Source organism: Micromonospora globosa (assembly GCF_000717585.1).
Taxonomy (GTDB): Bacteria; Actinomycetota; Actinomycetes; order Mycobacteriales; family Micromonosporaceae; genus Micromonospora; species Micromonospora aurantiaca.
In genome coordinates, this window is sequence record NZ_JNZR01000025.1 from 27,273 (window position 1) to 39,431 (window position 12,159).

General features: G+C 75.4%; 11 protein-coding genes. 7 read left to right on the top strand and 4 right to left on the bottom strand.

All coding sequences use genetic code 11. The annotated features are described in order from the left end of the window. Nucleotides 1-93: 93 nt before the first annotated feature. The 5 genes from IF06_RS0121735 to IF06_RS0121755 all read left to right on the top strand — a co-directional run bounded on the left by IF06_RS0121735 (nucleotide 94) and on the right by IF06_RS0121755 (nucleotide 7,556). Nucleotides 94-3,279 (top strand): penicillin acylase family protein, encoded by a 3,186-nt coding sequence (locus tag IF06_RS0121735; RefSeq protein ID WP_030273201.1) that lies wholly within the window; start codon nucleotides 94-96, stop codon nucleotides 3,277-3,279. Between the two features lie 96 nt (nucleotides 3,280-3,375). Next, on the top strand, nucleotides 3,376-4,563 hold the full coding sequence (gene dinB, locus IF06_RS0121740) for a DNA polymerase IV (RefSeq protein ID WP_013286460.1): 1,188 nt from the start codon (nucleotides 3,376-3,378) through the stop codon (nucleotides 4,561-4,563). Between the two features lie 105 nt (nucleotides 4,564-4,668). After that, on the top strand, nucleotides 4,669-5,601 hold the full coding sequence (locus tag IF06_RS0121745; protein WP_013286461.1) for a hypothetical protein: 933 nt from the start codon (nucleotides 4,669-4,671) through the stop codon (nucleotides 5,599-5,601). A gap of 114 nt (nucleotides 5,602-5,715) precedes the next feature. Beyond that, complete coding sequence (locus tag IF06_RS0121750; RefSeq protein ID WP_013286462.1) at nucleotides 5,716-6,933, top strand: sensor histidine kinase; 1,218 nt, start codon at nucleotides 5,716-5,718, stop codon at nucleotides 6,931-6,933. Beyond that, a complete protein-coding gene (locus IF06_RS0121755; RefSeq protein ID WP_030273203.1) occupies nucleotides 6,930-7,556 on the top strand; it encodes a response regulator in 627 nt (208 codons plus the stop codon). Before IF06_RS0121750 ends, IF06_RS0121755 begins: the two co-directional genes overlap by 4 nt. A 5-nt stretch (nucleotides 7,557-7,561) precedes the next feature. Here the strand turns inward: IF06_RS0121755 and IF06_RS0121760 are convergent, their stop codons facing one another. The 3 genes from IF06_RS0121760 to IF06_RS0121770 form a co-directional block, all read right to left on the bottom strand. Continuing rightward, complete coding sequence (locus IF06_RS0121760) at nucleotides 7,562-8,275, bottom strand: RraA family protein (RefSeq protein ID WP_030273205.1); 714 nt, start codon at nucleotides 8,273-8,275, stop codon at nucleotides 7,562-7,564. 9 nt (nucleotides 8,276-8,284) lie between these two features. Beyond that, on the bottom strand, nucleotides 8,285-9,583 hold the full coding sequence (locus IF06_RS0121765) for an FUSC family protein (RefSeq protein ID WP_013286465.1): 1,299 nt from the start codon (nucleotides 9,581-9,583) through the stop codon (nucleotides 8,285-8,287). A 67-nt stretch (nucleotides 9,584-9,650) separates the two neighbouring features. Continuing rightward, nucleotides 9,651-10,403 carry a dienelactone hydrolase family protein gene (locus tag IF06_RS0121770; RefSeq protein ID WP_013286466.1) on the bottom strand — a complete coding sequence of 251 codons (753 nt, stop codon included), beginning with the start codon at nucleotides 10,401-10,403 and terminating at the stop codon, nucleotides 9,651-9,653. 112 nt (nucleotides 10,404-10,515) lie between these two features. Here IF06_RS0121770 and IF06_RS0121775 point away from each other — a divergent pair, with 112 nt between their 5' ends. After that, nucleotides 10,516-10,914: a DUF2267 domain-containing protein gene (locus IF06_RS0121775; RefSeq protein ID WP_013286467.1), complete on the top strand. Its 399-nt coding sequence runs from the start codon at nucleotides 10,516-10,518 to the stop codon at nucleotides 10,912-10,914. A gap of 10 nt (nucleotides 10,915-10,924) precedes the next feature. Beyond that, entirely contained in the window at nucleotides 10,925-11,185 is a 261-nt protein-coding gene (locus tag IF06_RS0121780) for a hypothetical protein (protein WP_030273208.1), read from the top strand. Nucleotides 11,186-11,188: 3 nt separating this feature from the next. Here IF06_RS0121780 and IF06_RS0121785 read toward each other — a convergent pair whose 3' ends face one another. Continuing rightward, nucleotides 11,189-12,118, bottom strand: coding sequence for a diacylglycerol/lipid kinase family protein (locus IF06_RS0121785; RefSeq protein WP_030273210.1), 930 nt, complete (start codon nucleotides 12,116-12,118; stop codon nucleotides 11,189-11,191). Nucleotides 12,119-12,159: the final 41 nt, after the last annotated feature.

Genomic DNA, 12,159 nt, shown 5'->3' on the forward strand with positions numbered 1-12,159 from the left:
TCACCTCCGGGCAGAACGCCCGGGCGCGGAGGCCGAGACGCCGTCAGCCGGGCGTACCGAACGGCCCTACTCCGCGTCCCCCGGAGGATCGCCATGCCATTACCCGCCATCCGTGCCCGCCTCGCGGCGCTCACCGCCGCCGCCCTCACCGCGAGCGTCCTGACGGTCATCGCGCCGGCACCGGCGCTCGCCGCCACCACGTTCACCCCCGACGACTACTGCCTCGGCCAGTGCGCCGACATCCTGCCCCCCGGGCAGAACGGCAACGCCACACTCGCCGGCATCCTGGCCCACCAGGCGCTCGGCACCCGTCCCGCGCACTCCAGCGACCAGCTCGACGAGTACGCCAACCTGGTCTACAACTACGCCGGGCTGACCGACGAGCAGATCGCCCACTTCTACAACGACGCTTCCTTCGGCGTCCCCGACGCCCAGGTCGAGAGCAGGATCTCGCCACGCTCGGACGTCACCATCGTGCGGGACAAGGCCACCGGCGTCCCGCACGTCACCGGCACCACCCGCGCCGGCACCATGTTCGGCGCCGGGTACGCCGGCGCCCAGGACCGGCTCTGGGTGATGGACCTGCTGCGGCACGTCGGCCGCGGCAACGTCAGCTCGTTCGCCGGCGGCGCCCCCGGCAACCGGGAGCTGGAGCAGAGCGTCTGGGCCAACTCGCCCTACACCGAGGCGGACCTCCAGGCCCAGGTCGACGCGCTGCGCCTCAAGGGCACCCGGGGCCAGCAGCTCTACACCGACGTCGTCGACTACATCGCCGGCATCAACGCCTACATCGACAAGTCGATCGCCGACGACAACTACCCCGGCGAGTACGTGCTCACCGGCGCCGGGAAGCCGAAGCACTTCACCATGACCGACCTGATCGCCACCGCCGGTGTCATCGGCGGGCTGTTCGGCGGGGGCGGCGGCAGCGAGATGCAGTCCGCGCTGGTCCGGGTGGCCGCCCGGGCCAAGTACGGCCCGACCGAGGGCGACCGGGTCTGGACGGCGTTCCGCTCGCAGAACGACCCGGAGACCGTGCTGACGCTGCACGACGGGCAGAGCTTCCCGTACGGCGCGACGCCGCCCGGCGCCACCAGCGCGGTGCTGCCGGACGCCGGGACGGTGGTCGCCGAGCCGCTCGCGTACGACGCCACCGGCGGAGCCGCCGCCCGCACCGGCAGCAGCGCCGCCACCAAGGACCTGGTCGGTGGCCTGTCCAACCTGCGGGCGCACGGCATGTCCAACGCGGTAGTGGTCTCCGGCCGGCACACCACCACCGGCAACCCGGTGGCCGTGTTCGGCCCGCAGACCGGCTACTTCGCGCCGCAACTGCTCATGCTCCAGGAACTCCAGGGGCCGGGCATCAGCGCACGCGGCGCGGCGTTCGCCGGGCTGAACCTCTACGTGCTGCTCGGCCGCGGCCAGGACTACGCGTGGAGCGCCACCTCCGCCTCCCAGGACCTGACCGACACGTACGCCGTGCCGCTGTGCACCACCGACGGCAGCGCGCCGACACTGCGCTCCAACAGCTACCTCTACCGCGGCCAGTGCCTCGCCATGGAGGTGCTGGAGAAGCGCAACTCCTGGTCGCCGACGCTCGCCGACTCCACCCCGGCCGGCGCGTACACGCTGCGCTCGCTGCGCACCAAGTACGGGCTGGTGGCCTACCGGGGGCTGGTGAACGGGCAGCCCACCGCGTTCACCAAGCTGCGCTCCACCTACCGGCACGAGGCCGACTCGGCGATCGGCTTCCAGGCGTACAACGACCCGGCGGCGATGGGCAGCGCGGCGGCGTTCCAGGCGTCCGCGGCCAGCGTCGGGTACGCGTTCAACTGGTTCTACGTCAACTCGACCGAGGCAGCGTACTACAACTCCGGCTCCAACCCGGTCCGCCCGTCCGGGCTCGACCCGAACCTGCCCGCGAAGGCGGAGCCGGCGTACGAGTGGGCCGGCTGGAACCCGGACACCAACGACGCCACGTACGCCCCGGCGTCGGCCCACCCGCAGTCGGTCAACCAGGACTACTACGTCAGCTGGAACAACAAGCAGGCGCGTGACTTCGGCGCGGCCGACGGCAACTTCAGCTACGGCGCGGTGCACCGGGGTCAGCTGCTCGACGGTCCGGTGAAGGCGGCCATCGCCCAGCGCAAGGTCGGCCGCGCCGACATCGTGCGGATCACCGCCGAGGCGGCGGTGACCGACCTGCGCGGTCAGCAGGTCCTCGGCGAACTGCTGCGGGTGCTCGACAGCACGCCGGTCGCCGACCCGGCGCTGGCCGCCGCGGTGACCAAGCTGCGGGCCTGGCAGCAGGCCGGGTCGCGGCGGGTGGAGACGTCACCCGGCTCGAAGGTCTACCAGCACGCCGAGGCCATCCGGATCTTCGACGCCTGGTGGCCGCTGCTCGCCTCGGCGCAGTTCCGTCCCGGGCTCGGCGCCGACCTGTACGGCGCGCTCGTCGGTGCCCTCCAGGTCAACGAGGCGCCCTCGGGCGGCCAGAACGGTGCCCGCGACGGCACCGTGAACTGGGCGGCGCAGGGCCAGGCCCACAAGGGCTCGGCGTTCCAGTACGGCTGGTGGGGCTACGTCGACAAGGACCTGCGGGCCGTGCTCGGCGACCCGGTGGCCGGCGGCCTCGGGCGCACGTACTGCGGCAACGGCAACCTGGGCGCGTGCCGGCAGTCGCTGCTGGACACGCTCGGTCAGGCCGCGGCGGCGCCGGCGACCACCGTCTACCCGGGCGACTCGTCCTGCGGGGCGGGCGACCAGTGGTGCGCGGACTCGATCGCCCAGTCCGGGCTCGGCGGCATCACCCACCCGCTGATCGCCTGGCAGAACCGGCCCACGTACCAGCAGGTCGTCTCGTTCCCGGCGCGCCGGGGCGACGCGGTGACCAACCTGGCGCAGGGCCGTAGCGCCACCGCGTCCAGCACGCAGTTCCTGACCAGCAACACCCCGGCGAAGGCGGTGGACGGCAGTCTCGGCACCCGGTGGGCCAGCAGCTACAACGACAACCAGTGGCTGCGGGTGGATCTCGGATCGGCCCGGACGATCAGCCGGGCGGTGCTGCGGTGGGAGGCCGCGTACGCCACCGGCTACCGGATCGAGGTCTCCGGTGACGGCAACTCCTGGCAGCCGGTGTTCAGCACCACCGCCGGCAACGGCGGCGTCGACAACGTGACGTTCGCCCCGGTCAGCGCACGCTACGTGCGGATGTACGGCGTCACGCGGGCCACCTCGTACGGCTTCTCGCTCTACGAGTTCGAGGTCTACGGACGGTGACCGCACGCGACCGGCCGGCGGGTGCTCCCGCCGGCCGGTCGTCGTGTCCGGGCAGGTCAACACCGTAGATTCGAACACGTGTGCGAAGATGGCGGGGTGTCGAGCGAGGCCACCATCCTGCACGCCGACCTGGACGCGTTCTACGCCTCGGTCGAGCAGCGCGACGACCCCCGGCTGCGCGGCCGGCCGGTGATCGTCGGCGGCGGCGTGGTGCTCGCGTGCAGCTACGAGGCCAAGGCCCGGGGCGTGCGCAGCGCGATGGGCGGCCGGCAGGCGCGGCGGCTCTGCCCGGACGCGATCGTGGTGCCGCCCCGGATGGCCGCGTACACGGCCGCCAGCCGGGCGGTGTTCGAGATCTTCCGGCACACCACCCCGCTCGTCGAAGGGCTCAGCATCGACGAGGCGTTCCTCGACGTGGGTGGGCTGCGGCGGCTTGCCGGAACGCCGGCCGCCGTCGCGGCCACGCTGCGGGAGCGGGTACGCCGCGAGGTCGGCCTGCCGATCACCGTCGGCGTGGCCCGGACGAAGTTCCTGGCGAAGGTGGCCAGCGGCGTGGCGAAGCCGGACGGGCTGCTGGTGGTGGAGCCGGACCGGGAACTGGCGTTCCTGCACCCGCTGCCTGTCGAACGACTGTGGGGCGTCGGCCCGGTCACCGCCGCGCGGCTGCGCGACCGCGGCATCCGTACCGTCGGGCAGGTGGCCCGGCTGGACGAGCCGGCGCTGGTGTCGCTGCTCGGCGCGGGCGCCGGGCGGCACCTGCACGCTCTGGCGCACAACCGCGACCCCCGGGCGGTGCAGGTGGGCCGCCGCCGCTCCTCGATGGGCGCGCAGCACGCGCTGGGACGCGGCCCGCACTCCCCCGCCGACCTGGACGCGGTGCTGGCCGGGCTGGTCGACCGGGTCACCGGGCGGATGCGCGCGGCCCGGCGCACCGGCCGCACGGTGACGTTGCGGCTGCGCTTCGCCGACTACACGCGGGCCACCCGGTCGCACACGCTCGACGAGCCGACCGCGCAGACCGGGCCGTTGCGGGCCGCCGCCCGTGACCTGCTGCGCGCCGCGCTGCCGCAGATCGCGGAACGGGGCGTCACGCTTCTCGGCGTGTCGGTGGGCAACCTGGGCAGCGGGCACACCCAGCTCACCCTGCCGTTCACCGCCGAACCCGGCCCGGCGCTGGACGCCGCCGTCGACGCGGTGCGGGACCGCTTCGGCTCGCGGGCGCTGACCCGCGGCGTGCTGCTCGGCCGCGACCCGGGCGTCGAGATGCCCCGGCTGCCGGACTGACCGCCCGGCCTCCTCCCGGAGTAGGAGACGGGCTCCGACCCGTGGCCGCGGGTGCGGCCTCCGGGCGGGCGCGACCGGCCCGGCCCGTCACGAGCATCTACAGGCATGACTAACCTGCGGAACCGGGCGGCCGGATGGCACCGCCCCCTGATGCTCCTCGTGTCCGCGATGGCGGTGCTCACCGTCGTCGCCGCGGTCGGCGTCGTGGCCGACCCGCGCGTGCTCACCGGCGCGCCCATCTGGCTCAAGCCGCTGAAGTTCGCGATCTCGTTCGTGCTCTACGGCGTCACGCTCGCCTGGATGCTGTCCCTGCTGCCCCGCCGCAGCCGGGCGGCCGAGCGGGCCGCCACCGTGATCGTGGCCATGTCCGTGCTGGAGATGGTCGTCATCGTGGGTCAGGTGCTCCGGGGCACCACCAGTCACTTCAACGGGACCACGACGCTGAACGCGGTGCTGTTCGACGTCATGGGCGTGGCGATCACCGTGTTGTTCGCGGCCCAGTTCGTGCTGGCGGTCGTGCTGGCCCGCCGGTCCCTTCCGGACCGGGCCGGTGGGTACGCGGTCCGGCTCGGTCTCGCCGTGTCCCTGCTCGGCATGCTCGTCGCGTTCCCGATGGTGGTGCAGCGCCCGGCCGGCGCGGCCGCCGGGATCAGCGGCGCGCACAGCGTCGGTGTGCCCGACGGCGGCCCGGGGCTGCCGCTGCTCGGATGGAGCACCACCGGCGGTGACCTGCGCGTCGGGCACTTCGTCGGGATGCACGCGTTGCAGGCGCTGCCGCTGCTGGCGATCCTGCTCGACCGGTTCCTCGGCGCGCGGCTGGACGAGCTGACCCGGGCCCGGCTGGTGCTCGTCGGCGGCACCGCGTACGCCGGGCTCACCCTGCTGGTGACCGGGCAGGCGTTGCGCGGGCAGCCGCTGGTGGCCCCGGACGCGCTCACGCTCGCCGCGGCGGGGGTGCTGGTGGCGGCCACGGCGACGGCCACCACGCTGGTGCTGGCGCGCCGGAGCCGGCGTACCGGTGTGGTGCTGGTCGGATGAGCACCACGGTCTCCGGCCCGCTCGGCCCGGCGGTCCACCTCGGACCGCCGGGCGGGTGGCGGCGGCCGGTGAACGCGGTGGCCTCCGGCCGCACCGGTTGCCTAGGCTGACGCCGTGGCCTGGGTCGGTCGGCTGTTCGACGCGCGCGACACGCTCGCGCGGATTCTGCTGCTGGACCTCAGCGGCATCGGCTACCTGGTCTTCGGCGCGCACGGCGGCCCGGCCGCCACCGGTACGCAGTGGGCGCTGGCGGTCCCGGCGTTCGTGCTGGCGCTGCTGTGCCACCGCCGTCCGCTGCTGAACCTGCTGATCCAGGCGGTCCTGCTGGTCGCCGCGCTCGTCCTGGTCGACGACGTGATGATCAACCAGGTCGGTGCGAGCTGGGCGCTGCTGGAGCTGACGATGCGGGCCACCCGGCCCCGCACCGTCTGGCTGGGCGCCGGGCTGCTCGCCGTCGTCGACCTGACCAGCCTGATCGGCGAACCGGTCCGCGCGGCGCTCACCGGCCTGTTCGGGCTGGCCGTCACCGTCGGCCTGCCGCTGCTGCTCGGGCTGGTCGTGCGGACCACCCGGGAACTCGGGCGGCAGGCCGAGGAGCGGGCCGAGGCGGAACGGCGACGGCGCGAGTCGGAGAGCCGGGCGGCCCGTGCCGACGAGCGCGGCGCCATCGCCCGGGAACTGCACGACGTGCTCGCGCACCACGTCGCGTCGATGGTGCTACGGGTCGGCGTGGCCCGGCACGTGCTGCCGGACCTGGACCCCCGGGTCGGCGAGGTGTTCGACGACGTGCACGCCACCGGCACGGCCGCCCTGACCGACCTGCGGCGGCTGGTGGCGGTGCTGCGCGACCCGGACGGCCTCCGCGGCGACGCCGCCCTGACCGCGATCGAGCCGACGGCGCTGCCGGCCGCGCTCGGCGCGGCGGTCGACCGGGCCCGGCAGGCAGGCGTCGTGGTGGAGGCCGACATCGACCCCGCGGTCGGCACGCTCGACGCGGTACGCGGCCAGGCGGTGCTGCGACTGACCCAGGAGGCGTTGACGAACGTGGCGAAACACGCCGGCGCGGCGGCCCGCGCACACCTGACCGTGTCGGTCGAGGACGGCGCGGTGCACTGGACGGTGACCGACGACGGGCGGGGCGCCGCGCCGGCCGGGGTGCCCACCGGCGGCGGCCACGGCATCGTCGGGATGCGGGAGCGGGTCGAGGTGCTCGGCGGGCGGCTGGAGGCCGGGCCCACCGGGTCCGGCTGGCGGGTCCGGACCGTGCTGCCCCCGGCCGAGTCCGCCCACCGGGCGCCCCGGCCCCGGGCGGGCACGCCGGAGCCGGCGTGATCCGGGTGCTGCTGGTCGACGACCAGCACCTCATCCGGGCCGGCCTGCGGATGCTCTGCGACGCCCAGCCCGACCTCGAGGTCGTCGGCGAGGCCGACAACGGCCGGGACGCGGTCGCCCTCGCCGCGCGGCTGCGACCCGACGTGGTGGTGATGGACCTGCGGATGCCCGGCGTCGACGGGATCACCGCGACCAGCCGGATCCTCGCCGACCGGCCCGCCACCCGGATCATGGTGCTCACCACGTTCGGCGACGACGACCACCTCTACCCCGCGCTCACCGCCGGTGCCTGCGGGTTCCTGCTCAAGGACGCGCCCCCGGCCGACCTGCTCGACGGCGTCCGCCGCGCCGCCACCGGGGACAGCCCGTTCAGCCCGGACGTCCTGCGCCGGCTGGTCGAACGCGCGGTGCACGCCCGCGCCGGCGCGCCCCGGCGGACGGCCGACCTGACCGCGCGCGAACAGGACGTGCTGGACCTGGTCGCCGACGGCCTGTCGAACACCGAGATCGCCGACCGGCTGCACATCGGGGTGACCACAGTGAAGACGCACATCACCAGCCTGATGACCAAGACCGGCAGCGCCAACCGGGTACGCCTGGCGCTGTGGGCGCGCGGCGGCTGACCCGGTCACTCCTCGATCGCGCCGCCCACCGCCCGCAGGTGCGCCCGGAACGTCAGCGCCGGGTCCGCCTCCCGGGCCGCCAGGTACGCGCCGAACCCGACCTGCGCGCGCAGCGACTCCCCGGCCCGGATCCGGTCGGCCTGCCGCCGCTCGGTGTCCCGGATGGACTCGGCCAGGTCGAACAGTTCCCCGGCCCGATCGGCGGGTACGAACAGCACACCGTCGTCGTCGGCCAGCGCCAGATCCTGCGGGCCGACGGTGAACGGCCCGACCATGGCGTGCGCCAGCGCCCCGTCCGGACGCGGGTCCAGCTCCAGGGGCCCGCTCGGGGTGGCGCCGAGGCTGAACACCGGCAGCCCGACCGCGACCAGGTCCGCGGTGTCCCGGTGCGCGCCCCACACCACCAGCCCGGCCAGGCCGGCCGCCCGCGCCTCCAGCACCACCAGGTCGCCGACGCAGGCACGGTCGGTGCGCCCGCCGTCGTCGACGACGAGCACGTCCCCCTCGGCGGCCTGCTCGATCGCCTCCAGGAAGACGTCCACGCTGCCGGCGTGCCGGGCCGGGCGGACCCGGCCGGCCAGGCGCCGCCCGGGCAGCACCGGGACGACGGCGGCCGGGGCGCAGCGGACGGGGACACCGGCGCGCAGGCAGGCGTCGGCGACGTGCGCGGTGGTGAGCGCGGCGAAGCGGGCGGCCGGCGCGTCCTGACGGATGTCCATGCGCCGACGCTAACCAGCCGGACCGGCTCGGGCAGGTGCCAGTTCACGCCCGGTGGCCTTCGGCTGGTGCCGTCCGGCGGGCCGGCGCGGGACCGGCCGGCTCATCCGGGCCCGGACCGGCGGGCGCGCCTCCGCCTCCCCCGCCCCGGCGGCCCGGCGCACTGTGCCGTTGGCGTCCTCGGGCCGGCAGCCGGTGGCCCGCAGCAGCTCGCTCTGCCCGGTCCGCAGGTCGCTGATCATCGCCTCGCCGTAGGTGCGCACGCCCTGCGACCAGGCGCGCCCGGCCAGCTCGGCGCCCTGCCGGACCAGCTCCCGGGTGCGTTCCAGATCCTCTCCGGACTTGCAGGCCCGCTTCAGCTCCCGCACCGCCTCGCCGAGGCGGGCCACCGCGTCGGGCAGCGCGGGCGGGATCGGCTCGTCGTACTGCAACGCGGTGGCGGAGCGGCGGGCGATCGAGCGGGCGTACAGGAGCAGCCGTTCGAGGTGCTGGGTCGCGTCGGCGTACCTGTGGAACTGGGCGCGGCGGTGCCAGCGGGCCGGCGCGATGGTGACCACCTCCTCGGCCCCGCTGAGCGCGTCGTTGAGCCGCCCGATGTCCGGTTCGAGCCCGCGCAGGTCCTCCAGGGCGCGCTGGGCCGCGTCGGCGTCCCGCCGGGTCAGCGCGTGGGCGACGGCGTCGAGCTGCTCGGTGAGCCGGGCGACCACCGGTTCCACCGCCCGGTCCAGCACGCGGATCGGGTTGACCGGCAGCAGCAGCGCCACCACGAACAGACCGACCAGGCCGCCGACCAGCGCGTCGAAGATGCGGGGCAGCTCCAGGCCGGGCTGCACCGGCGCGAGCGTGGCGATCAGCACCGCCGTGCCGCCGGCCTGGCCGACGAGCGCGCCGCCGCGCCCGGCCACCAGCAGGGCGGTGGCGATGGCGAGCGTGACCACCAGGCCGGTCTGCCAGGAGCCGCTGCCGAGCAGCGCGCGCAGCAGGTCACCGACCACGATGCCGAGGCCGACGCCGACGAGCAGCTCGAACGTGCGACGGGCGCGCTGGCCGATGGCGGTGGCGATGGTGCCGACCGCGGCGGCGGGAGCGAAGACGTGCGCGCCGGAGCCGAGCAGCTCCTGGGCGAGCAGCGCGGCGAGCGCCGCGGCCAGCCCGGCCTGCGCGGAGATCACCACGGTGATCTCCAGCTGGCGCAGCCGGTTCCGGCCGGCCGCGCCGCCCTGGGCGCGGGCCCGGGAGAGCGCGAGACCGCCCCGCTCGACCGCCCGGTCCAGGGGCGAGCGGACGGTGTCGGCGCGGCGGTCGGTCATGACGGCGGTTACCCGGCTCCGGGCCGGTGAATCGTCTCCCGGCCGTGCCCCGCGCGCCGTGGGCGGGTCAGCGGCGGTACGTGCGGTCGAGCAGGTCGAACAGCGCCGTCCAGTGCCGCTGCGTGGCCTGCTCGTCGTACATCGGGGTGTCCGACTGGGTGTAGCCGTGGCGGGCGCCGGCGTACACCTCGGAGCGGTAGGTCACCCCGGACGCGTCCAGCGTCTTCTCCAGCGTGGCGATCTGCTCGGCGGTCATCGACGGGTCGGCGTCGGCGTGCCCGAAGTAGAGTTCGCCGGTCACCGCGCCGACGGCCAGGTGCGGGCTGTCCGGGGCGTCGGTGACCACCCGGCCGGCGTGGAACGCGGCCACCGCGGCGATCCGGTCCGGGAGCGCCTCGACGGCGCGCAGCGCGTTCGTGCCGCCCATGCAGTAGCCGGTGATCGCCGCCGGACCCGGCGCGACGTCCGGACGGGCGGCGAGGAAGTCCAGGTAGGCGGCCGTGTCGCGGGCCACCGCGTCCGGCGTCAACGCGGCCATCATCGGCCCGATGCTCTCGAACAGGGCGCCCCGGCGGCTGTCGTCGGCGAGCGCGCCGAGGTCGATCAGCGGGGCGCGCCCGGCGCGGTGGAACAGGTTGGGGGCGAGCACCACGTACCCGCGCTCGGCGATCGTGGCGGCCATCTCCGCGACCCGGGGCCGCAGCCCGAACGCGTCCATGAACAGCAGCACGGCCGGAAAGGGCCCGCCGGTCCCCGGCGTGGCCAGGTAGGCGTCGGCAGTCCCGTCGGGGGTGGGTACGTCCACGATCGTCGGCTGCACTGCCGGGCCTCCTCGCTGCGGGTTCCGCGCTGCACGCTACCCCCCGGCCCGGCGGCCGTTTGCGGAGGTCCAGCGTGGGAATCCGGCGATCCCGGCGGAGGAAGGCGGCGAGATGGACCAGGACCAGTTCATCGGCGCGGTGGCCCAGCGGTGCGGCGCGTCCGCGGAGCAGGCCACCGCGATCACCCGGGCGACGTTGACCACGCTGGCCGAGCGCATCGACGGCGGGGAGGCCCGCGACCTCGCCGACCGGCTGCCGGAGGCGCTGCGGGCGTACGCGTTCGGCCCGGCCGAGGACGCCGAGCCGTTCGGGCTCGACGTGTTCGTGGAGCGGGTGAGCGGACGCGCCGACGTGGACGTGGACGCCGCCCGGGACGGGGTCACGGCGGTCTTCGACGTACTGCGCGACGCCGTCGACCCGGCCGTCTACGCCCAGGTCGTCGGACAGCTCCCGGCCGAGTACGGCGACGTGGCCGACCAGAGCGCCCCGTACGTACGGCGCTCGGCGTGACGGGGACGCGATGAGCGAGGACGCGCTGCGCCGCCCGCCCGAGGCCGACGCGCAGGAGCAGCGGCAGGACGAGACGCTCGTCGGGCCGCCCGACACGGTCGACGCGGCGGTGCCCGAGGCGAGCGAGGCGGACCTGGCCGAGCAGGGCGTGCTGCGCCCGCCGAGCGACCGGGCGGGCCTGGGCGAGTCGGTGCGCGACGACCCCACCGCCGCCGACGCGGTGGAGCAGAACACGGAGATCCCGCTGCCCGACGAGGAGCACTGGGCCTGACGGTCAGTGATCCGGGCTGTCCGCCCGGGCCATCAGCCGCAACGCGTTCGGGTCCAGGCCGATGCGGACCGGCGTCTGCCCGTACGGCTCGCCGTCGACCTCGATGCGGGCCGGCCGGTCGGTGTCCAGCCACAGCTGGCGTACCGCCAGGAACGGCTCGTCGCCGAGGGTGCGGCGGTGGCCGGCTGCCACGTTGCGCGCCGTCTCGCGCAGCAGCCCGCGCCGGGTCGGCCCACCCACCGGGTACGCGACCAGCAGCCGGTCGTCGGCGGTGGCGTCGGCGGTGATGGGCCGGCCGGCGTGGAAGCCGCCGTTGGCCACGTACACCTGGTGGGTGGTGAACGTGTGCTCGCGGCCCTCGGCGCGGACCGTCACGGCCAGCGGCCGGTGCCGGGCGAGCAGCCCCAGCCCGGTCAGCGGGTACGCGAGCCGCCCGACGACCCGCTTCAGCCCCGGCGGCGCGGCCTGCATGATGTCGGCGGACAGCCCGATCCCGACGTGGTTGGTGAACCGGGTGTCACCGATCAGGCCCAGGTCGACGTCGATCACCTTGCCGTCGGTGAGCACCGCGATCGCCGCGTCCAGGTCGAGCGGGACGCCGACGGTGCGGGCGAAGTTGTTAGTGGTGCCCAGCGGCAGCAGGCCCATCGCGACGTCCCGGTGGGCGAGCAGCCGGGCCGCCGCGCCGACGGTGCCGTCGCCGCCGCCGGTGACCAGCAGGTCCGGCCCGAGGTCGGCGGCCTCGGCGAGTACCCGGTCCAGCTCGCCGGGCCGGTCCACCGGGTACGCGCCGAGCAGCGTGAAACCGGCCGCCCGCAGGCGTGCGTGGACGGTGTCGTACAGCCGGCGGCCGCGGCGGGAGTGGGCGTTGACCACGAGCGCCGCCCGCCGTCGTTCCCGGATCGCCGTCGACAGCTCCTGCTTGGTCCGCACGGTTGCGACCCTATCCGCCGCGGCGGCGACGGATCGGCGCA

What these genes read in the sequence shown, in the direction of transcription:
- IF06_RS0121735 (WP_030273201.1), top strand. Translation starts at nt 94, where the DNA reads ATGCCATTACCCGCCATCCGTGCCCGCCTCGCGGCGCTCACCGCCGCC.
- IF06_RS0121745 (WP_013286461.1), top strand. Translation starts at nt 4,669, where the DNA reads ATGACTAACCTGCGGAACCGGGCGGCCGGATGGCACCGCCCCCTGATG.
- IF06_RS0121760 (WP_030273205.1), bottom strand. Translation starts at nt 8,275, where the DNA reads ATGGACATCCGTCAGGACGCGCCGGCCGCCCGCTTCGCCGCGCTCACC.
- IF06_RS0121765 (WP_013286465.1), bottom strand. Translation starts at nt 9,583, where the DNA reads ATGACCGACCGCCGCGCCGACACCGTCCGCTCGCCCCTGGACCGGGCG.
- IF06_RS0121775 (WP_013286467.1), top strand. Translation starts at nt 10,516, where the DNA reads ATGGACCAGGACCAGTTCATCGGCGCGGTGGCCCAGCGGTGCGGCGCG.
- IF06_RS0121780 (WP_030273208.1), top strand. Translation starts at nt 10,925, where the DNA reads ATGAGCGAGGACGCGCTGCGCCGCCCGCCCGAGGCCGACGCGCAGGAG.